Annotated in this window: 17 protein-coding genes and 1 pseudogene; 7 read left to right on the top strand and 11 right to left on the bottom strand. The window is 64.1% G+C overall.

Features of this window, described 5'->3' with window-relative positions:
- The first annotated feature begins 27 nt into the window (after nucleotides 1-27).
- Nucleotides 28-717 (top strand): DUF4197 domain-containing protein, encoded by a 690-nt coding sequence (locus AB5975_15875; protein ID XDR18168.1) that lies wholly within the window; start codon nucleotides 28-30, stop codon nucleotides 715-717.
- Between the two features lie 36 nt (nucleotides 718-753).
- Here the strand turns inward: AB5975_15875 and AB5975_15870 are convergent, their stop codons facing one another.
- Complete coding sequence (locus AB5975_15870; protein XDR18167.1) at nucleotides 754-3,819, bottom strand: efflux RND transporter permease subunit; 3,066 nt, start codon at nucleotides 3,817-3,819, stop codon at nucleotides 754-756.
- Between the two features lie 6 nt (nucleotides 3,820-3,825).
- Entirely contained in the window at nucleotides 3,826-4,926 is a 1,101-nt protein-coding gene (locus AB5975_15865) for an efflux RND transporter periplasmic adaptor subunit (GenBank protein ID XDR18166.1), read from the bottom strand.
- Nucleotides 4,927-5,209: 283 nt separating this feature from the next.
- Here AB5975_15865 and AB5975_15860 point away from each other — a divergent pair, with 283 nt between their 5' ends.
- Nucleotides 5,210-6,451, top strand: a complete 1,242-nt coding sequence (locus AB5975_15860; GenBank protein XDR18165.1) for an acyl-CoA dehydrogenase family protein — start codon at nucleotides 5,210-5,212, stop codon at nucleotides 6,449-6,451.
- Between the two features lie 36 nt (nucleotides 6,452-6,487).
- Here the strand turns inward: AB5975_15860 and AB5975_15855 are convergent, their stop codons facing one another.
- Nucleotides 6,488-7,873 (bottom strand): LLM class flavin-dependent oxidoreductase, encoded by a 1,386-nt coding sequence (locus tag AB5975_15855; GenBank protein XDR18164.1) that lies wholly within the window; start codon nucleotides 7,871-7,873, stop codon nucleotides 6,488-6,490.
- Nucleotides 7,874-8,110: 237 nt separating this feature from the next.
- Here AB5975_15855 and AB5975_15850 point away from each other — a divergent pair.
- Nucleotides 8,111-8,751 (top strand): annotated as a pseudogene (locus AB5975_15850) (TetR/AcrR family transcriptional regulator).
- A gap of 232 nt (nucleotides 8,752-8,983) precedes the next feature.
- Here the strand turns inward: AB5975_15850 and AB5975_15845 are convergent.
- A complete protein-coding gene (locus AB5975_15845; GenBank protein ID XDR18163.1) occupies nucleotides 8,984-9,760 on the bottom strand; it encodes a class I SAM-dependent methyltransferase in 777 nt (258 codons plus the stop codon).
- A 103-nt stretch (nucleotides 9,761-9,863) separates the two neighbouring features.
- Here AB5975_15845 and AB5975_15840 point away from each other — a divergent pair, with 103 nt between their 5' ends.
- Complete coding sequence (locus AB5975_15840; GenBank protein ID XDR18162.1) at nucleotides 9,864-10,484, top strand: energy transducer TonB; 621 nt, start codon at nucleotides 9,864-9,866, stop codon at nucleotides 10,482-10,484.
- A 2-nt stretch (nucleotides 10,485-10,486) separates the two neighbouring features.
- Here AB5975_15840 and AB5975_15835 read toward each other — a convergent pair whose 3' ends face one another.
- The 7 genes from AB5975_15835 to ppc form a co-directional block, all read right to left on the bottom strand.
- Nucleotides 10,487-11,176, bottom strand: coding sequence for an extensin family protein (locus AB5975_15835; protein ID XDR18161.1), 690 nt, complete (start codon nucleotides 11,174-11,176; stop codon nucleotides 10,487-10,489).
- Nucleotides 11,176-12,006, bottom strand: a complete 831-nt coding sequence (locus AB5975_15830; protein ID XDR18160.1) for an oxaloacetate decarboxylase — start codon at nucleotides 12,004-12,006, stop codon at nucleotides 11,176-11,178. Before AB5975_15830 ends, AB5975_15835 begins: the two co-directional genes overlap by 1 nt.
- Nucleotides 12,007-12,034: 28 nt before the next feature.
- A complete protein-coding gene (locus AB5975_15825; GenBank protein XDR18159.1) occupies nucleotides 12,035-12,904 on the bottom strand; it encodes a DUF72 domain-containing protein in 870 nt (289 codons plus the stop codon).
- 3 nt (nucleotides 12,905-12,907) lie between these two features.
- Nucleotides 12,908-13,198 carry a hypothetical protein gene (locus AB5975_15820; GenBank protein ID XDR18158.1) on the bottom strand — a complete coding sequence of 97 codons (291 nt, stop codon included), beginning with the start codon at nucleotides 13,196-13,198 and terminating at the stop codon, nucleotides 12,908-12,910.
- Between the two features lie 131 nt (nucleotides 13,199-13,329).
- Nucleotides 13,330-14,004, bottom strand: a complete 675-nt coding sequence (gene tsaB, locus AB5975_15815; GenBank protein ID XDR18157.1) for a tRNA (adenosine(37)-N6)-threonylcarbamoyltransferase complex dimerization subunit type 1 TsaB — start codon at nucleotides 14,002-14,004, stop codon at nucleotides 13,330-13,332.
- Nucleotides 14,005-14,095: 91 nt separating this feature from the next.
- Nucleotides 14,096-14,746, bottom strand: a complete 651-nt coding sequence (gene adk, locus AB5975_15810) for an adenylate kinase (protein XDR18156.1) — start codon at nucleotides 14,744-14,746, stop codon at nucleotides 14,096-14,098.
- A 257-nt stretch (nucleotides 14,747-15,003) separates the two neighbouring features.
- Nucleotides 15,004-17,631 (bottom strand): phosphoenolpyruvate carboxylase, encoded by a 2,628-nt coding sequence (gene ppc / locus AB5975_15805; GenBank protein XDR18155.1) that lies wholly within the window; start codon nucleotides 17,629-17,631, stop codon nucleotides 15,004-15,006.
- Nucleotides 17,632-17,796: 165 nt separating this feature from the next.
- On the opposite strand from ppc, the gene AB5975_15800 reads away from it, so the two are divergent.
- From AB5975_15800 to AB5975_15790, 3 genes are all read left to right on the top strand, one after another.
- Nucleotides 17,797-18,141 carry a pilin assembly protein gene (locus AB5975_15800; protein ID XDR18154.1) on the top strand — a complete coding sequence of 115 codons (345 nt, stop codon included), beginning with the start codon at nucleotides 17,797-17,799 and terminating at the stop codon, nucleotides 18,139-18,141.
- 274 nt (nucleotides 18,142-18,415) lie between these two features.
- On the top strand, nucleotides 18,416-18,829 hold the full coding sequence (locus AB5975_15795) for a DUF4398 domain-containing protein (GenBank protein XDR18153.1): 414 nt from the start codon (nucleotides 18,416-18,418) through the stop codon (nucleotides 18,827-18,829).
- A 50-nt stretch (nucleotides 18,830-18,879) separates the two neighbouring features.
- Nucleotides 18,880-19,671, top strand: coding sequence for an OmpA family protein (locus AB5975_15790; protein XDR18152.1), 792 nt, complete (start codon nucleotides 18,880-18,882; stop codon nucleotides 19,669-19,671).
- The last annotated feature ends 66 nt before the right edge of the window (nucleotides 19,672-19,737 follow it).

Below are 19,737 nucleotides of genomic sequence, written 5' to 3'. Positions count from 1 at the left end.
TATTCATCCGTTTACAAGGAAAGCTTCATGATCCGCACTTCCCTGCGCTTCACTACCCTGTGCGCCGGCCTGCTGCTGTCGGCCAGCGCCCTGGCCTTGTCGCTGGGCGACCTGAGCCAGAAAGACGCCACTGGCGGCCTGAAAGATACCCTGACCCAAGGCGCACAGCTCGCCGTCAAGCAGTTGAGCACCCCAGGTGGCTTCAGCAACAACCCCGACGTGCGCATCGAATTGCCTGGCAACCTGGGCAAAGCGGCCAAGGCCATGAAGATGTTCGGCAAAGGTGAACAGGTCGATGCCCTTGAAGCCAGCATGAACAAGGCCGCCGAAGCCGCCGTGCCGCAGGCCCAGGCGATTTTGGTGGATGCCGTGAAGAACATGAGCGTGACCGATGCCAAGGGCATTCTCAGCGGTGGTGACGACTCGGCCACCCAGTACCTGAACAAGAGCAGCCGCGAGCAGATCCGCGCCAAGTTCCTGCCAATCGTCAAGCAGGCGACCGACAAGGTCGGCCTGGCCCAGCAGTACAACAACTTTGCCGGGCAGGCGGTGGCACTGGGCGTGGTCGACGCCAAGAGCGCCAGCATTGAGAACTACGTGACCGAAAAGGCGCTGGATGGCCTGTTCGAGATGATTGGCAAGCAGGAGCAGAGCATTCGCCAGAACCCGGCGCAGGCGGCTACCAGCCTGGCCAAGAAGGTCTTCGGCGCCCTGTGACGGCCCAGGGGGAGGGCTATGCCCTCCCCCGCGCCTTCAGCCCTTTTTCACCCTGAACCACGCCGCATACAACGCCGGCAGGAACAACAGCGTCAGCACCGTGGCCACGATCAAACCGCCCATGATCGCCACCGCCATCGGCCCGTAGAACACACTGCGCGACAACGGGATCATCGCCAGCACCGCCGCCAACGCGGTCAGCACGATTGGCCGGAAGCGCCGCACCGTGGCCTCGATGATCGCCTGCCAACGCTCCATCCCCGCCGCGATGTCCTGCTCGATCTGGTCCACCAGGATCACCGAGTTGCGCATGATCATCCCCGCCAGGGCAATGGTGCCGAGCATGGCGACAAAGCCGAACGGCTGGCGGAACACCAGCAGGAACAGGGTCACGCCAATCAGCCCCAGCGGCGCGGTGAGGAACACCATCACCGTGCGCGAGAAGCTGCGCAACTGGATCATCAGCAGGCTTAGCACCACCACCACGAACAACGGCATGCCGGCGTTCACCGACTTCTGCCCACGCTCGGCGTCTTCAACCGTGCCACCCACTTCCAGCAGGTAACCATCGGGCAGCTTGGCACGGATGTCCTGCAGGGTCGGCAGAATCTGTTTCACCAGTGTGGCCGGCTGCTCCTTGTCGTAGATATCGGCGCGCACGGTCACCGTCGGCAAGCGGTTGCGGTGCCAGATAATGCCTTCTTCAAAGCCGTACTGCAGGGTCGCTACCTGCGACAGGGCCACGCTCTGGCCGTTGTCGGTGGGCAGCGCCAGGCTGCCGAGGTTGCCCAGTTCGCTGCGTTCCTGCAGGGTGCCGCGCAGCAGGATCTCGATCAGCTCATTGTCCTCGCGGTACTGACTGACCGTGCTGCCGATCAGCGAACTCTGCAGGAAGCTCGCCAGGTGCGCGGTACTCACGCCCAGGGCGCGGGCACGGTCCTGGTCGATTTCAAGGAACACGGCCTTGCTCGGCTCCTCCCAATCCAGATGCACGTTCACCACATGCGGGTTCTCACGCACCTTGTCAGCCACTTCCCTGGCCAAGGCACGGGCCTTCTCGATGTGTTCGCCGGTGACCCGGAACTGCACTGGGTAGCCCACGGGTGGGCCGTTTTCCAGGCGCGTGACCCGGGCACGCAAGTCTGGGAACTGCTGGTCCACGGTGTCGATCAGCCAGCTGCGCAGGCGCTCGCGGTCTTCCATCGACTTGGCCAGCACCACGAACTGGGCAAAGCTGGCTGCCGGCAGTTGCTGGTCCAGCGGCAGGTAGAAGCGCGGTGAACCGGTGCCCACATAGGCCACATAATTGTCGATGCCGTCCTGCTGCTTGAGCAGCGCCTCCAACTGCTTGACCCGCTCTGCGGTATTGGCCAGCGAAGCGCCTTCGGCCAGCTTCAGGTCAACCATCAACTCCGGGCGCCCGGATGCCGGGAAAAACTGCTGGGGCACAAAGCGGAACAGCACGATGCTGCCGACAAAGGCGGCAACGGTCAGCAGAATCACCGTCTTGCGCCGCCGTACACACCACTCCACCACCCGCCGCACACGCTGGTAGAACGGCGTGGCGTAAGGGTCTGGCGCGTGGCCGTCCTTGCCGTGGCGCGCGGCATGCAGCTTGGCCAGGTCTGGCAGCAGGCGCTCGCCCAGGTACGGCACGAACACCACGGCCGCCACCCACGAGGCCAGCAACGCAATAGTGACCACCTGGAAGATCGACCGGGTGTATTCGCCGGTGCTGGAGGCCGCCGTGGCAATCGGCAGAAAACCTGCCGCCGTGATCAGGGTGCCGGTGAGCATCGGGAAGGCCGTGCTGGTCCAGGCATAACTGGCCGCTTTAAGGCGGTCGTAGCCCTGCTCCATCTTGATCGCCATCATCTCCACGGCAATGATCGCATCGTCCACCAGCAGGCCCAGGGCCAGCACCAGCGCACCGAGGGAGATCTTGTGCAGGCCGATGCCAAAGTAATGCATGGCGGCAAAGGTCATGGCCAGCACCAGCGGGATGGCCAGCGCCACCACCAGGCCGGTGCGCAGGCCCAGCGAGAAGAAACTCACCAGCAGCACGATGACCAGCGCCTCGGCCAACACCTGGACGAACTCCCCCACGCCGGCCTTCACCGCCGCCGGCTGGTCCGAGACCTTGCGCAGCTCCATACCGGCCGGCAGGTTGTGCGCCAGGCGTTCGAACTCACCTTCCAGGGCCTTGCCCAGTACCAGGATATCGCCGCCGTCTTTCATCGACACCGCCAGGCCAATGGCATCCTCGCCCATGAAGCGCATGCGCGGCGCGGGCGGGTCGTTGAAGCCACGGTGCACCTCGGCCACATCGCCGATGCGGAAGGTGCGGTCACCCACGCGAATAGGGAACTGGCGGATCTGCTCGACGCTGTCGAATCGCCCGCTCACGCGCAGCTGCAGGCGCTCGCTGGGCGTCTCGAAGAAGCCGGCGGTGCTCACCGCGTTCTGCTCTTGCAACGCCTTCTGCACGGCTTCCAGCGGCACGCCCAAGGTGGCCAGCTTGAGGTTGGACAGCTCGATCCAGACTTTCTCGTCCTGCAGGCCGATCAGCTCGACCTTGCCCACGTCCTTGACCCGTTGCAGCTGGATCTGGATACGGTCGGCGTAGTCCTTGAGCACCGCATAGTCGAAGCCCTCGCCAGTCAACGCATAGATATTGCCGAAGGTGGTGCCGAATTCATCGTTGAAGAACGGGCCCTGGATTTCCGGCGGCAAGGTGTGGCGGATGTCCGCGACCTTCTTGCGGATCTGGTACCACAGCTCGGGGATGTCCTTGGAATGCAACGAGTCGCGGGCCATGAAGGTGACCTGCGATTCGCCGGGGCGGGAGAACGAGACAATCTTCTCGTACTCGCCGGTTTCCATCAGCTTCTTCTCAATACGCTCGGTCACCTGGCGCGACACTTCTTCGGCGGTGGCGCCGGGCCACAGGGTGCGAATGACCATGGCCTTGAAGGTGAACGGCGGATCCTCGCTCTGGCCGAGCTTGGTGTAGGACATGGCGCCAATGGCCGCCAGCAAAATCATCAGGAACAGGACGATCTGGCGGTTGCGCAGCGCCCAGGCAGAAAGGTTGAAACCCATCGGGACTTACTCCTTGGCCGTCAGGTTCACTACACGGTTGCTGCGGTCCACAGGCCGTACCGCCTGGCCCTCGCGCAGTACATGGCCACCGGCGGCAACCACCCAGTCGCCGGGGGCAAGGCCCTCGAGCACCGGTACGCTGTCGCTGCCGTAGGCGCCCAAGCGCACCACTGCCCGCTCCAGGCGGCTGTCCTTGTTCACCCGCCACACGTAGGCCTGGCCGTTTTCCGCCGTCACAGCCGACAGCGGTACCGCCAGCGGGATCTGGCCTTCATGGGCAATGAACACCCGGGCGCTCTGGCCCAGCTCGGCCGGTGTGGCCGCCGTGGCAAAGGCGATACGCGCCGCGAAGGTGCGCGAACGCGGGTCGGCAGCCGGTGACAGCTCGCGGATGCGCCCCTGGAAACGCTCCTGCGGGTGCGACCACAGCTCCACGCTTACCGGTTGGCCCACGGCAAAGCGGGCGAACTGCTGCTCCGGCAGGCCGATGGCCACTTCCCGCTCGCCATCGGCGGCGAGGGTGAACACGGTCTGCCCGGCGGCGACCACCTGGCCCACTTCAACCTGGCGCTTGGCAATCACCCCGGCCTGTGGCGCACGCAGCACGGCGTACTCGGCCTGGTTGCCGGCCACGTCGAACTCGGCCTTGGCCTGCTTCAAGCGGGCAAGGCCTGCACGGTAGAGGTTTTCGGCATTGTCGTACTGCGAGTGGCTGACCATCTGCCGCTCCAGCAGCTTCTGGTAGCGGTCGCGCTCGGCACGCACCAGCGACAGGTTGGCCTCGGCGGCCGCCATCTGGGCGCGGTTGGCTTCCAATTGCAAGCGCACGTCTTGCGGGTCCAGTTCGGCCAGCGGCTGGTCGGCCTTGACCCGCTGGCCCTCTTCGACCAAGCGCTTGCTGACCTTGCCGCCAATGCGGAAAGCCAGCTCCGGCTCGAAGCGCGCACGCACTTCACCGGGGTAACTGTCGGCAGCGGCTGCGGCCGGCTGCGGCTGCACCACCAGCGCCGGGCGGGGCGCGGCAGGTGGGGCGGCTTCCTGGCCGCACGCCGCCAGAAACAGCACGGCGGCGGCGGGCAAGGCGATGGACAAGGCATGGCGCAACATGATGAATCCTTTCGCGGTGGGCACTTCGAATATTTGTACTGGCGGGTATATTAAGTCAGCCGAGCGATGGCGTGAAGCCAGCGTTACAAAGAAATCCTGGCGCTTTTCCAACCGCTACCCGCTGTTGTTCGGCCCACAGCCAATCAACAACTTGCCCTGTCCCGCCACAGCCCGCAAACTGCGAAACACGCCGCAAACCCCGGCCCCCGTGCGTTTCAGCGCTCGGCACGACCTGTGCAATCACCGGGTACATACCCCTCCTTCATGTACCTGGAGTATTCCGATGACTGCCCTCGAACAACACCTGCCCGTCCCCGCCAACGGCACCGACTACGCCACGCTTGCCGCACGCTTCAGGCCCATCTTCACCCGCATTGCCGATAGCAGCGTGGAGCGCGAGCGCAACCGTACCTTGCCCCATGCACCTATCCAGTGGCTGAAGGAGGCCGGCTTTGGCGCCGTGCGCGTGCCGATCGAGCATGGCGGTGGCGGGGCATCCTTGCCGCAGTTGTTCCAGTTGCTGATCGAGCTGGCCGAAGCCGACTCCAACGTGCCCCAGGCCCTGCGCGGCCATTTCGCCTTCGTCGAAGACCGCCTCAATGCCCACGCCAGCGCACCGCAGGATGTCTGGTTCCAGCGTTTTGTCGCCGGTGACCTGGTGGGTTGTGCCTGGACCGAGATCGGCGCAGTGAAGATTGGCGATGTCATCACCCGCGTTTCGCGCCTGGGTGAGCAGTGGGTAGTCAACGGCACCAAGTACTACAGCACTGGCAGCCTGTTCTCCGACTGGATCGACCTGTTCGCCCGGCGCGAGGACACCGGCGCCGATGTAATCGCTGCCATCCGCACTCAGCAGCCCGGTATCCGCCAGAACGATGATTGGGACGGCTTCGGCCAGCGCACCACCGGCAGCGGTACTTCGGTGTTTGAAAATGCCGTGGTCGAGGAAGAGAACATCATCGATTTCGCCACCCGTTTCAAATACCAGACCGCGTTCTACCAACTGGTGCTGCTGGCGGTGATCACCGGCTCCGGGCGTGCAGCCGTGCGCGACTTCGGCCAGGAAACCAGCAAGCGCACACGGGTATTCAGCCATGGCAACGGTGCTGCCGTCAGCCAGGACCCACAGGTGCTGCAAGTGATCGGCAAGGCCTCGGGCCAGGTGTATGCCGCCGAAGCTGCGACCCTGCGTGCCGCCGAGGCCATCCAGCAGGCCTACCTGGCACGCTTCGCCAATGATTCGGCCGCTGAGCAGCAGGCCAATGTGGTTGCCGAGCTGGAATCGGCCCAGGCGCAAGTGGCCACCATCGATCTGGTACTGCGCGCCACCAGCGACCTGTTCAATGCCTTGGGCGCTTCCACCACCAGCACCAGCCGCCAGCTCGACCGCCACTGGCGCAACGCCCGCACGGCGGCTTCACACAACCCGGTGATCTACAAGGAGCGGATTATCGGCGACTGGCAGGTGAACGGTACCGAACCACCGTATGTATGGCAGATTGGTGGGGGTGCCAAGCAGTCCTGAGTCATCGACTGGGGCTGCTGCGCAGCCCCGGGTATTTCAGACAGGTTCGGCTTGACGGGCAAGGTCGCGGTAGCCAGCGGCCGGGTGGCTGGCCGGCAGCCGTGGGCCGTCGCCGAACAGTTTCTCGCGCAGGGTGCCGGGGCGGTACTCGGTCTTGTAGGCGCCACGTTGCTGCAGCTCGGGCACCAGCAGCTCGACCACATCGCGGAAGGTTTCGTGGGCCAGGGCATAGGTCAGGTTGAAGCCATCGACATCGGTTTCTTCGACCCAGGCCTGCAGTTCATCCGCCACAGTTTGCGCACTGCCGACGATCAGCGGGCCAAAGCCGCCAATGCCGACCCAGTCGGCCAGTTCCTGCACCGTCCACTGCTTGTTCGGGTCGGCGGTGGAAAACGCCTCCACAGCCGATTGGATGGCATTGGTGTGGATATGCTCCAGCACCTGATCGGGCTGGTACTCGCTGAAGTCGATGCCGGTCCAGCCTGAAATCAGCGCCAGGGCGCCTTCGTAGCTGGCGTAGCTTTTCAACTCCTGCCATTTGGCTTGGGCCTTGGCGTCGGTTTCGTCGACTATCACCGTCTGCATGTTGAAGATCAGCACCTTGCGCGGATCGCGCCCTGCCTCGGCGGCCCGGCGACGAATGTCGGCCACGGTCTTTTTCAGGATGACCTTGGAGGGCGCGGCGACGAACACGCACTCGGCGTGGCCCGCGGCGAAGTTTTTACCACGGCTGGACGCCCCTGCCTGATACAGCACGGGAGTGCGTTGCGGGGACGGTTCGCACAGGTGTATGCCCGGAACCTGGAAGTGCTTGCCCTGATGACGGATCTCGTGGACTTTGCGCGGGTCGGTGAACAGGCCGGTCTCGCGGTCGCGCACCACCGCACCGTCCTCCCAGCTGCCCTCGAACAGCTTGTACAGCACCTCCAGGTACTCGTCGGCGTAGTCGTAGCGAGCATCATGGTCGCTCAGCGCCTTCTGTCCCAGGTTGCGTGCACCGCTGTCGAGGTAAGACGTGACGATGTTCCAGCCGATGCGGCCCTTGGTCAGGTGATCCAGGGTCGATAACCGACGGGCGAACGGGTACGGGTGCTCGAAGGTGAGCGAGGCGGTCAGGCCGAAACCAAGGTGCTCGGTCACCAGTGCCATCGGGGTGATCAGGGCCAAGGGGTCGTTCACCGGCACCTGGGCCGCCTGACGGATGGCCGCGTCGCCATTGCCGCCCAGCACATCGTAGATGCCGATCACGTCGGCGATGAACACACCGTCGAACTTGCCGCGTTCCAGCAGCTTGGCCAGGTCGGTCCAGTAGTCCAGGTCCTTGTATTGCCAAGCGCGGTCCTTGGGGTGGCGCCACAGGCCGGGCGACTGATGGCCGACACAGTTCATCTCGAAGGCGTTCAAACGAATTTCACGTGGCATGGGGACTCCTGTTCAATAGGCTCGGCACCCTTGTCAGGCACCCTTGATGCTCTATCAACACGATTCATGCCAACAAAATAATGCTTATAAATCAGTAATTTATTTAAAAACACAACAACCTGGTGCCTGAACGACGACATCACTGTCGATCAACTGTCGGCTGGCGGACAGCAGGCAATGTGACCGGGTTTTAGCCGGATCGCGCTTGACCCGTTAAGATGGTGATTCTTCAACCAGATGCAGACCACAATGTCCAACGACGCACCCATCGGCCCGGGCCGGCCCAAGGACCTGGCCAAGCGCGAGGCGATTCTCGAAGCGGCCAAGACGCTGTTCCTCAGCCTTGGCTACGCCAACACCAGCATGGATGCGGTCGCTGCGGCGGCAGGTGTTTCAAAACTTACCGTGTACAGCCACTTCACCGACAAGCAGACCCTGTTCTGCTCGGCGGTCATGGCCACCTGCCAGATCCAGCTGCCAGACCTGCTGTTCGAGTACCCCGAGGGGGCACCGGTGGACGAAGTGCTGCTGACCATTGCCCGTGGCTTCCAGGCGCTGATCAGCAGTGACGAGGCGGTCAAGCTCAGCCGCCTGATCATGGCCCAGGGCAGCCTGGACCCGAGTTTTGGCGAGTACTTCTACGAAGCCGGACCCAAGCGTGTGCTGGCCGGGATGGAAGCGCTGCTGCGCGGCGCACATGAGCGCGGGCTGCTGCGCGTCGACAACCCGTTGCGAGCGGCGGAGCACTTTTTCTGCCTGGTCAAGGGTGCCCGGATTACCGCTTGCTACTGGGGTGCGCAGCACCACTGGAAGGGGATGAAGCCGAGGCGCATGTGCGCGAGGTGGTAGGGGTGTTCTTGCGGGCATTCAAACCCTGAGGCAGCAGGCTGACTGTACTGAGCCTATCGCTGGCAAGCCGGCCCCCACAGGTAGAACGTAAAGCTGTCAGGCGATGCAATCACTGTAGGAGCGGCCTTGTGTCGCGAAAGGGCCGCAAAGCGGCCCCGGCAATTTTCGCGTGAGCGCCAAAATCCTGGGGCTGCGTTGCAGCCCTTTCGCGACACAAGGCCGCTCCTACAACGACCGCGCTTGCCGGTCAGATTTCAGGAATCAGGCTTTCAGCGCTTTCTTCGGGTAAATGTCATACCGGCTCGACTTGCCTTCCAGGCTATGGCTGGGCTTCGGCCCGTCGATGATCGGCGCCTTGCGCGGGCGCTTCACCACCACCCGGTGGCTGGCCAGCGCCAAGGCTGCTTCGAGCAGGGCCGGGGCATCCAGGTCATCACCCACCAACGGCCGGAATACGCGCATTTCTTTTTTCACCAGCGCACTCTTGTCCCGGTGCGGGAACATCGGGTCGAGGTAGATCACCTGTGGTGGCTCGCCTTCCCAGGCGCGCATGCGCTCGATGGCGTTGCCGGTCAGCAGGCGCATGCGCCCGACGATCGCCCCCACTTCTTCATCCGCGCGAGCCCGTGCCAGGCCATCCTCCAGCAGCGCGGCAATCAGCGGCTGGCGTTCGATCAGGGTCATCTGGCAGTCCAGGCTGGCCAGTACGAACGCGTCCTTGCCCAGCCCCGCCGTGGCGTCCAGCACTTGTGGCCGCACGCCTTGGGCAATGCCCACGGCCTTGGCGATCATTTGCCCGTTGCCACCGCCAAACTGGCGCCGGTGCGCGGCCTGGCCTTCAACGAAGTCCACCCGCACCGGCCCAGGCGCCTGGGGCCCCAACTGTTGAATCTGCAAGCCATCAGCGCCAACCTGCACGGCGAAATCAGCGGCCTCGTCGTGCAGCGGCAGCTCCAGGCGCTCAGCCCACGCAGCGGCTTGCGCCGCAAATTCAGCCGACAACGCCTCGACCCGGATACCTGTGCCCTGCTCTTCCATCACATACACCTGAAAATTGAACCCCGCCATTAATGTATCGGCCGTCACAGCCGATACAGGCAATATCCCGCTATTCTGCCAGAGCACAACGCGCGCGACTGCCATGTCAGATACTCTTCCCATCGGCTTGACCTATTTGTCGCCAGTCGGCAACTACAGTCAGCACAACACCCAGGCACTCGGGGGCGTCAGCCACCTGTGGCAGGATTTTTTTGCCCGGGCCATGGCCGAGCAACAGGAAGAGCCGGTAGACAGCGTCAGCCAGTCGTTCGCGCAATACGACCAGCACAGCGGCGAACCCGTCGGCGGTGCGCGTGCGCTGGCCATGATCGACGCCCAGCGCGCCTGCCCGGTGCAAGACACCGTGGTGGCACCACCCGAACCGCTGTTCCTGCCCAAGGCAGAGCTTGAAGCCAAGTTGCTGCCACCGGCCCCCGAGCCGTTCAGCGCCATCGAGCTGATCGAGCAGCAACGCCAGCTGGACATCAACAACAGCTGGCTGCGCCCCGTCGTGATGAACCAGGGCCAACCGCTTGCCGAGCCCGGCCCAGGCCCTGCTCCGCGCTCGCTGTTCCTGCCCATCGCCGAGTTCGAGACCAACCTGCTGGACCCAGCACCCGAGCCGTTCGACCATGCCACCCTGGCCAAGCAGCAGAACGACCTGGAGTTCGACATGCACTGGGCGCGCCCGGTGGTGCTGAACAATGTGCGCGTTCACGCCTGAGGCTAACGGCAGATCTGCCAGCGCCCCATGTCCATGTGATAGTGATTACGGTGCGCGGCGTTGTAGTCCGGGCCAAGCACCGTGCTGAAACTCTTGCAAGCCGCCTGCTGCACCTGACGCAAGAACTCCGCCCTCTGCCCACCCGCCTGCCAGTCACGCGCCAGCACGATGCGCTGACCGTCCTGCAAGCGGAAACCGCTTATATCCAGCGCATTGGCCGTCGCGTGCTGGCTCAAGCGGCCTTGCTTGCGGTGGTAGACATTGCGGCAGGCAAAGCTGCCCAGGTGATCGACTTGCGCCACGGGTTGGCCCAGTAACCGCTGCGCCACCGGTTGCAACCCATGCTTCTCGAACAGCGCATAGGCCACCGCCAACGGGCAACTGGCCAGGAAGCTGCTGCTGAGCCGCGCCTGGCCGCCGTCAATGCGCCAGATATTTTGCAGCGGGCAGTCGGCCGAAGCCTGACTGTCAGCTTGTGCCCGGTAGCGCAGTTGGCTGGTTTCAAGCGCTTGACGGCACAACGCCGGGTCATCGCGCAAGCGCGAAAGCTTGTACGGCGTCAGCAGGTTGGGCGGCTGGCGCACGTCCAGCGGCGCCCACGGGTTCCATGCGCCAGGCAGGCGCCAGCCGAGGTGCCAGGCCAGGCCCGCCAATAGCAGCAGGCCGGCCAACAGCGCCAGCACTGCCCTCATCAGCGGCGAAACAGGTCGTTGAGCTGAGCGAACGGCAGTGCCTGCTCACCATAGCCGAACGTGCCCTCATCACGAATTTCCAGCGCGGCCCGGTGCAAGGCCCCGAGTGCAGCACGGGCCAGCGACGAACCAACACTGATACGGCGCACCCCCAGGTCCTGCAACTGGTTCACGCTCAGCGGCACGCCCGCCATGCCCATCAGCACATTCACCGGGCGCGGTGCGACGGCTTGCACCACCGCGCGCACTTCTTCCACCGTGCGCAGGCCGGGGGCGTACAGCACATCGGCGCCGGCCTCGGCATAGGCTTGCAGACGCAGGATGGTGTCGTCCAGGTCCATGCGGCCGTGCAGCAGGTTTTCTGCCCTGGCGCACAAGGTGAACGGGAATGGCAGGCTACGCGCCGCCTGCACAGCGGCGCGCACACGCTCCACGGCCAACCCTAAATCGTAGATGGGCGCATCACTGCGGCCACTGGCATCTTCGATGGAGCCACCGACCAGGCCGACTTCGGCAGCACGCAGGATGGTCTGGGCACAGGTTTCAGGCAAGTCGCCAAAGCCGTTCTCCAGATCGGCGGCCACCGGCAACGCGGTGGCATCGACGATCTCGCCGGCATTGTCCAGGGTATCGTCCAGGCTCAAGGCGCCTTCGGCGTCTGGCCGACCCAGGCTGAAGGCCAGGCCCGCACTGGTGGTGGCCAGCGCTTCGAACCCCAGGCTGGCGAGCAACTTGGCAGAGCCGGCATCCCACGGGTTGGGGATGACGAACGCGCCTTCGCGCGCGTGTAGCGCCTTGAAAGCTTCGGCTCTCAGGGTTTGCACGTCCATGGTTCAACCTCCGGCAGTCAGGGAAAGGTCAGAGTAGCCCCAGTTGTTCGACCTCGGGCGCGCGGGGCAATTCCGGCAAAGGTGCAAGGCCCGGCAGGCGTGCCATCAGCCGCTGGTGAAAGCGCTGAGCCAAGGCGGCTGCCAAGCGGTTGTCCGATGTGTGCAGGAAGATGTACGGGTTGCGGCCCTCCTCGATCCAGCCAGCAACCTTGTCTACCCAGGGCGTAAGGAAGGTTTCGTTGGCCTGCAGTTCGGGATGGCCAATGAAGCGCACCTGCGGATGCTGGCTGAAGGCGGCCGGCCGTGGCGGCACCTTGGGCTTCTTGGACTGCGCATGCAGCACGGCAGGGTCGCGGGAGGTGCAACTGAACAGCGCACGCGGGTCAAGGCAGATACGTTCGACGCCACGTTCGTGCAGCAAGCGGTTGAGCAGCCGCTCTTCCTCCCCCTTGGCGAAAAAGGCCTGGTTGCGCACTTCCACCGCCACTGGCACGGCAATTTCATCGAGGAAGTGGCATAGCTCGCCCAGGCGTGCAGGGCCGAACTGAGCCGGAAGCTGCAGCCAGTAGGGCGATACGCGCTGGCCCAGCGGGGCCATCAGCCGGGTGAAATCGAAGGCAGGCTCAAGCTGATCGCGCAGGTCGCCCTCGTGGCTGACGTCCCTTGGAAACTTGGCGGTAAAGCGAAAGTGCGCGGGCATCACCTGCGCCCAGCGGGCAATGGTGCCGGGGGCGGGGCGTGCGTAGAAGGTGGTGTTGCCTTCGACGGCGTTGAACACCTGGCTGTAGAAGCCAAGCATTTCATTGCTGCTGGCGTCGGCGGGGTACAGGTAGTCGCGCCAGGCGTTTTCGCTCCATGACGGGCAACCGAGAAAGTAAGGCAGTGGGGATGGACTCATCCACTAAATGTACAGGTCGAGCCCCAGTACTTCCATGTCCCAGTCGTTAAAACCGGCGGTGCTCAGGTAGCTGGCCAGCGCGGTGGCAGTGCGGCGGTCACGGGCGCGGGGGAAGACCATGTCCTGCTGGCGGGCTGGCAGGCCACCGCTGCGGCGGCGGGCGGTGGCTTCCTGCGGGGCGGTTTCGGCCTCCTCGACCACCTCGGCATCGTCGATGGCCTCGTCACGCACCGCTGCCTTGCGCGGGGCGCGCTTGACCGGATAGGACTGCGAGGAGAAACCGTCGATACGCATGGCATGAGCACTCAGGACCAATGATGGCAATTTAGCAGCATCAGAGTTCCGTCGCTAATGCTTGAGTGATAACTGGACCACAGATCGCACAAAAGGTTTTAGCGTGATCGGCGATAACCGACGAACAGCACTCAGTGCTTCTTGGGCGTAGCTACATTATCGCGCAGATACACCGGTTGCGCCTGCTCGGCGACGATTGCCTCGCCACGTGCCCAGGCAAAGGTCGCCAGGCTGAGCACGTCCAGGGCATTGGGCAACGCGCCAGGGTTGCTGGCCGCCACCTGCACCGCCAGCCGCTCTGCGTAGCCCCACCCGGTGCCGGCACCGAACCACTCGCCATTGCTGCCCGCCGGCAGAGCCACCTGCTCAGGCGGCAATACCGCCTCACGGCCGACCAGGCGCATTTCGCCCGCCGTAGCCTGGTAGCAGCCCCAGTACACTTCATCCATGCGCGCATCAATGGCAGCCGCCACCTGCTGCACGCCCTGCTCGCGCAACGCACCCTGGGCCAGTGCGGCCAGGTTGGACACCGGCAGCACCGGGCGCTCGAGGGCAAAGGCCAGGCCCTGGACCACGCCGATGGCGATGCGCACACCGGTGAACGCACCTGGGCCACGGCCGAAGGCAATGGCATCCAACGCATTCAATGCCACGCCAGATTCGGCCAGCAGTTGCTTGATCATCGGCAGCAGCTTCTGGGCATGCATGCGCGGGATCACCTCGTAATGGCTGGTTACCTTGCCGTCATGCAGCAGCGCGACGGAACAGGCTTCGGTGGCGGTATCCAGGGCCAGCAGGGTGGTCATCGAACGGGTATCCAGGTGCGAATGAAAAGAGCGGCAGTATAAACGACAACGGCCCGCAAGCGGGCCGTTGTCGATGTGCGTCAATCCAGGATCAGCTCAGGGCTGCCAGGACCTTGGCAGTGATGGCGTCGACCGAACCGACACCTTCGATGTGGCTGTACTTCGGCTTGCCAGCATTGGCGGCCGACAGCTTCTGGTAGAAGTCCACCAGCGGCTTGGTCTGGGTGTGGTAGACCGACAGGCGATGGCGAACGGTTTCTTCCTTGTCGTCGTCGCGCTGGATCAGGTCTTCGCCAGTGACGTCGTCCTTGCCTTCCACTTTCGGCGGGTTGTACTGAATGTGGTAGGTGCGGCCCGAGGCCAGGTGCACACGGCGGCCAGCCATGCGGCCGACGATTTCTTCGTCATCCACGGCAATTTCGACCACGGCGTCGATGTCGACACCAGCAGCCACCATGGCTTCGGCTTGCGGGATGGTGCGTGGGAAGCCATCGAACAGGCAGCCGTTGGCGCAATCAGGCTGGGCGATGCGCTCCTTGACCAGGCTGATGATCAACTCGTCGGAAACCAGCTGGCCGGCATCCATGACTTTCTTCAGTTCCAGGCCCAGCGGGGTGCCGGCCTTGACGGCGGCACGCAGCATGTCACCGGTGGAGATCTGAGGGATACCGAACTTTTCGGTGATGAACTTTGCCTGAGTACCTTTACCGGCCCCGGGAGCTCCCAGCAGAATTACGCGCATCTCGTGCTCCTCAAATTTTTTTATGAAATTCAATGGATTCGGCAACCAGGGCCAAGTCCGGAAAATCGGGTATGACCATAAATCGGTCAGAAGGCTGCTCAAGATACACAGCGCTCGGCAGCCAGACAAGCGTCCCAAAGTTGCAGGAATGCGCCACTTGCGGCTCAGCAGACTGGCGGTTGCGCCCGGCGCAACCACCCTCCCCGTCCTTGTGCCGGGCCTGCTCGGCACTCGCCAGGCATGGCCCGGGCATGCCCTCAGCCGGTGTTGCGCAACCCGGCGGCAATACCCGCCACGGTCACCAGCAAGGCCTGCTCCAACGGGCTGTCCAGAGCGGCTTCGCGGCTGCGCGAGCGAGCCAGCAACTCGGCCTGCAGGCGGTGCAGTGGGTCCAGGTAGGTATTGCGCAGGCTGATGAATTCCAGCGTCTCGGGGCTGTGCGCCAGTAGCACCGGCTGCCCGGTCAGGCCCAGCACCACCTGGCACGACTGCGACAATAGGTCGCGCAGGTGCGCACCTAAAGGAAGCAAGTGCGGTTGCACTAGACGTTCGTCGTAGGCCTCGGCAATTTGCGCATCGGCCTTGGCCAGCACCATTTCCAACATATCGATGCGGGTGCGGAAGAACGGCCACTGCTCGCGCATCTGCGCCAGCAACTCACCCTGGCCACGGGCCAAGGCGTTGCTCAGTGCGGTCTCCCAGCCCAGCCAGGCCGGCAACATCAGCCGGGTCTGGGTCCAGCCGAAGATCCATGGGATGGCCCGCAGGCTTTCGATGCCCCCGGCGCGGCGCTTGGCCGGGCGGCTGCCCAGCGGCAGGCGCCCCAGCTCCTGTTCTGGCGTCGACTGGCGGAAGTACTCGACGAAATCGGGGTTCTCCCGCACCACGCTGCGGTAAGCCTTCACACCATCGGCGGCCAACTGGTCCATCAACTCGCGCCAAGCCGGCTGCGGTGGCGGAGGTGGCAGTAGTGTGGCTTCGAGTACGGCCGCCAGGTACAGGTTGAGGTTTTGTTCGGCGATACCCGGCAAGCCGAACTTGAAACGGATCATTTCGCCCTGCTCGGTAGTGCGAAAACGCCCCGCCACCGAACCCGGTGGCTGCGACAGAATCGCCGCATGCGCCGGGCCACCGCCGCGCCCAACGGTGCCGCCACGGCCGTGGAACAGCAGCAGCTCGACCTGATGCTCGGCGCAGATTCGCACCAGGTTTTCCTGGGCACGGTACTGTGCCCAGGCAGCGGCGGTGGTGCCAGCGTCCTTGGCCGAGTCCGAGTAACCGATCATCACTTCCTGCGGGCCACGCAGGCCGGCGCGATAGCCCGGCAGGCCGAGCAGGCGCTGCATCACCGGGCCGGCGTTGTCGAGGTCGGCCAGGGTTTCGAACAGCGGCACCACGCGCATGGGGCGAGTCAGGCCAGCTTCCTTGAGCAGCAGTTGCACGGCCAGCACATCCGAGGCGGCACCCGCCATGGAGATGACATACGAGCCCAGCGAGGCAGCCGGCGCGGCGGCGACTTCTCTGCAAGTGGCCAGCACTTCGGCGGTATCCGCCTGCGGTTTGAAATGCGCAGGTAACAGCGGCCGGCGGTTTTTCAGCTCGGCCTGGAGGAACCCGATTCGCTGCTCTTCGTCCCAATCGGCATAACGCCCCAGGCCCAGGTAATCGGTGATCTCGGTCAGCGCATCACGGTGGCGGGCAGCGTCCTGGCGCACGTCCAGGCGGCCCAGGAACAGGCCGAAGGTAACGGCGCGGCGCAGGCAGTCGAGCAGCGGCCCCTCGGCGATCACACCCATGCCGCAATCATGCAGCGACTGGTAGCACAGCTCCAGCGGCGCGATCAGGTCGCGGTTATCCACCAGCACCTCGGCACCGGCCGGCTGGTTGCTGGCCAGGGCCGAGTGCGCCCAGGCTCGTGTCGCCCGCAAGCGGTCGCGCAGTTGCTTGAGCACGGCGCGGTAAGGCTCGGCACTGTCGCCGACCCGTTCGCGCAGGGCGTCGTTGGCCTGCTGCATCGACAGCTCCGCAGCCAATGCATCGATGTTGCGCAAGAACAGGTCGGCGGCCATCCAGCGCGCCAACAGCAGCACTTCGCGGGTGACGGCAGCGGTCACGTTGGGGTTGCCATCACGGTCACCGCCCATCCACGAGGCAAAGCGGATTGGCGCGGCCTCCAGCGGCAGGCGCAGGCCAGTGGCCTCCAGCAGGGCCTTGTCGACCTTGCGCAGATGGCTGGGGATGGCGTGCCACAGCGAATGCTCGATCACTGCGAAGCCCCACTTGGCTTCGTCTACCGGCGTGGGGCGGGTGCGGCGGATTTCTTCGGTGTGCCAGGCTTCGGCGATCAGCCGGCGCAGGCGTTCGCGAACCTGCTGGCGCTCGGCCGGGCTCAGGTCGCGGTGGTCCTGCGCGGCCAGTTGACCTGCAATGGCGTCGTATTTCTGGATCAGCGTGCGGCGGGCTACCTCGGTGGGGTGAGCGGTGAGCACCAATTGGATGTCGAGCTTGGCCAGTTGTCGGGCCAAGGCATCGTTGCTGTGGCCAGCCTGCTTCAGACGCGCCAGCAACTCAGGCAACACCCGCGCTTCGAAAGGCTCGGGCTGATCGGCGTCGCGGCGGCGGATCAACTGGTACTGTTCGGCCATGTTGGCCAGGTTGAGGAACTGGTTGAAGGCCCTGGCCACAGGCAACAGGTCGTCTTCGGCAAGGTCCGCCAGGGTCGAGCTCAGTTGCTCACCGGGGCCACGGCGGTCGGCCTTGGCACTGTGGCGAATGTCCTCGATCTTCTGCAGGAACGCATCACCGTGCTGCTGGCGAATGGTTTCGCCAAGCAGTTCACCCAACACATGGACATCTTCACGCAAACGCACATCGATATCGGTCATTGGCCCTCTCTTTGGCGCGGCTCTGGCGCACTCCTGTACACAGCTCTGTCAAAGAGTGCCCCTTGCCGCGCAGCCATGGCAAGCCGTGATCGGTCAAAGCAAACTAAAGTGAAAGCACAGCACTCCCATGCCATGCAGCCTTAGCAGGCGTAACCAGAGGTCATCATGAAAATCCGTGAACTCGCCCAGCACTGGGAACAGAATGCCGCTGGCACGCTCAGTCGCACAGGGCATGTCTTGCATCTGGACCTGGAGTCCGAGGCGCGCCTGGCCGCGCTGATCGACATGTACCCCAAGCGCACCGCCGAAGAACTGCTCGGCGAACTGGTCGCCGCCGCCCTCGAAGAACTTGAAGCCAGCTTCCCCTATGTGCAGGGCCGGCAGGTCATCGCCACCGATGAAGAAGGCGACCCGCTGTACGAGGATGTCGGCCCTACTCCACGCTTTCTCACCCTGTCGCGCCAGCACCTGCACAGCTTGAGCAACACTGCCGTCGATAACGAAAAATAGCCTGCCCTCCATGTTCCGGGCCCCTGAAAGGCCCGGAATACCGCCCTCGGCCGAGAAAGTTCCAGCAAATCCTCGCTGACCAATCAGTCAGAAAAAAATCCGCTCGCAGCGCATTTTTTTCTGAACCATTCGAAAAACGGTCGAGTCGGAGCCAATAGCCATCACGCTAAAACCCTGCACACTGCCCTCGTGCACCGTTGAGCTGAAGCGCGCGGTTTTGTCAGGGATTGAGCGATGGACTGCTACGGACATCGTCGTTATCAGGAGTGATCCAATGGAGCTGACCATCATGAAGACCCGCACCCGCAAACTGTCATCCACTCATGTGCGCGGGTTCAAGCTGGCCGCGCTGGCCCTCGGCAGTAGCCTGGTCCTGGCCGGCTGTGCGGGCAACCCACCCACCGAGCAGTATGCCGTTACCCAGTCTGCTGTGAACTCCGCCGTCAGTGCTGGCGGTACCGAGTTTGCCGCCGTGGAAATGAAAGCGGCCCAGGACAAGTTCAAGCAGGCCGAGATCGCCATGCATGACAAGAAGTACGACGAGGCCAAGCGCCTGGCCCAACAGGCCGAGTGGGACGCACGCCTCGCCGAACGCAAGGCCCAGGCGGCCAAGGCCCAGAAGGCCGTGCAGGATGCCCGCCAGGGCATTCAGGACGTACGTGAGGAAGGCCTGCGCAGCGCTCAGTGAGCCCTGCCCCGCCAACCTTAGCCTTCGCACACGATCAAAGGATGAACACTATGCGCAAACACGTCATGATTCCCGCCCTGCTGGCCCTGAGCGTCGGTCTCGCTGCCTGCTCGCACGACCCGAATGCCAACCTGGAAGCGGCCCGCACCAATTTCTCCTCGCTGCAGAGCGACCCGCAATCGAGCAAGGTCGCGGCCCTGGAGACCAAGGACGCCCAGGACTGGCTGAACAAGGCCGACAAGGCCTACATGGACCGTGAAGACCAGAAGCAGGTCGACCAGCTCGCCTACCTGACCAACCAACGTATTGAAGTGGCGAAACAGACCATTGCCCTGCGCACCGCCGAAGGCGAGCTGAAAAATGCCTCGGCCCAGCGTGCCCAGGCCAAGCTGGATGCCCGCGACGCGCAGATCGCCAAGCTGCAGGACAGCCTCAATGCCAAGCAGACCGACCGCGGTACGCTGGTGACCTTCGGCGACGTGCTGTTCGACTTCAACAAAGCCGAACTCAAGAGCAACGCCTACCCGAACATCACCAAGCTGGCCCAGTTCCTCCAGGAAAACCCGGAGCGCAAGGTGATTGTCGAGGGCTACACCGACAGTGTCGGCTCGGCCAACTACAACCAGAGCCTGTCCGAACGCCGCGCAGGCTCCGTGCGCATGGCACTGGTGCGCGCCGGCGTGGACCCTGCACGCATCGTGTCCCAGGGTTATGGCAAGGAGTACCCGGTAGCGGACAACGGCAGCAACTCGGGGCGGGCGCAAAACCGTCGGGTGGAGGTGACCATCTCCAACGACAACCAGCCGGTGGCACCGCGTACGGTGAGTCAGGCCCAGCAGTAAGACTGGCCAGCTGAAATGACAAGCCCCGCGATCGACGCGGGGCTTTCTTTTGCCTGTTCCGACCTC

The sequence above is a fragment of the Pseudomonas putida genome (genome assembly GCA_041071465.1).
Taxonomy (GTDB): Bacteria; Pseudomonadota; Gammaproteobacteria; order Pseudomonadales; family Pseudomonadaceae; genus Aquipseudomonas; species Aquipseudomonas putida_P.
This window is presented reverse-complemented; position numbering and strand designations above follow the sequence as displayed.

Bases quoted from the DNA above. Each gene is read 5' to 3' on its own strand.
- AB5975_15790 (XDR18152.1), top strand. From the start codon at position 18,880: ATGCGCAAACACGTCATGATTCCCGCCCTGCTGGCCCTGAGCGTCGGT.
- AB5975_15845 (XDR18163.1), bottom strand. From the start codon at position 9,760: ATGGAAGAGCAGGGCACAGGTATCCGGGTCGAGGCGTTGTCGGCTGAA.
- ppc (XDR18155.1), bottom strand. From the start codon at position 17,631: ATGACCGATATCGATGTGCGTTTGCGTGAAGATGTCCATGTGTTGGGT.
- AB5975_15860 (XDR18165.1), top strand. From the start codon at position 5,210: ATGACTGCCCTCGAACAACACCTGCCCGTCCCCGCCAACGGCACCGAC.
- AB5975_15830 (XDR18160.1), bottom strand. From the start codon at position 12,006: ATGGACGTGCAAACCCTGAGAGCCGAAGCTTTCAAGGCGCTACACGCG.
- AB5975_15825 (XDR18159.1), bottom strand. From the start codon at position 12,904: ATGAGTCCATCCCCACTGCCTTACTTTCTCGGTTGCCCGTCATGGAGC.
- AB5975_15865 (XDR18166.1), bottom strand. From the start codon at position 4,926: ATGTTGCGCCATGCCTTGTCCATCGCCTTGCCCGCCGCCGCCGTGCTG.
- AB5975_15820 (XDR18158.1), bottom strand. From the start codon at position 13,198: ATGCGTATCGACGGTTTCTCCTCGCAGTCCTATCCGGTCAAGCGCGCC.
- AB5975_15875 (XDR18168.1), top strand. From the start codon at position 28: ATGATCCGCACTTCCCTGCGCTTCACTACCCTGTGCGCCGGCCTGCTG.
- tsaB (XDR18157.1), bottom strand. From the start codon at position 14,004: ATGACCACCCTGCTGGCCCTGGATACCGCCACCGAAGCCTGTTCCGTC.
- AB5975_15840 (XDR18162.1), top strand. From the start codon at position 9,864: ATGTCAGATACTCTTCCCATCGGCTTGACCTATTTGTCGCCAGTCGGC.
- AB5975_15795 (XDR18153.1), top strand. From the start codon at position 18,416: ATGGAGCTGACCATCATGAAGACCCGCACCCGCAAACTGTCATCCACT.
- AB5975_15870 (XDR18167.1), bottom strand. From the start codon at position 3,819: ATGGGTTTCAACCTTTCTGCCTGGGCGCTGCGCAACCGCCAGATCGTC.
- AB5975_15835 (XDR18161.1), bottom strand. From the start codon at position 11,176: ATGAGGGCAGTGCTGGCGCTGTTGGCCGGCCTGCTGCTATTGGCGGGC.
- AB5975_15855 (XDR18164.1), bottom strand. From the start codon at position 7,873: ATGCCACGTGAAATTCGTTTGAACGCCTTCGAGATGAACTGTGTCGGC.
- AB5975_15800 (XDR18154.1), top strand. From the start codon at position 17,797: ATGAAAATCCGTGAACTCGCCCAGCACTGGGAACAGAATGCCGCTGGC.
- adk (XDR18156.1), bottom strand. From the start codon at position 14,746: ATGCGCGTAATTCTGCTGGGAGCTCCCGGGGCCGGTAAAGGTACTCAG.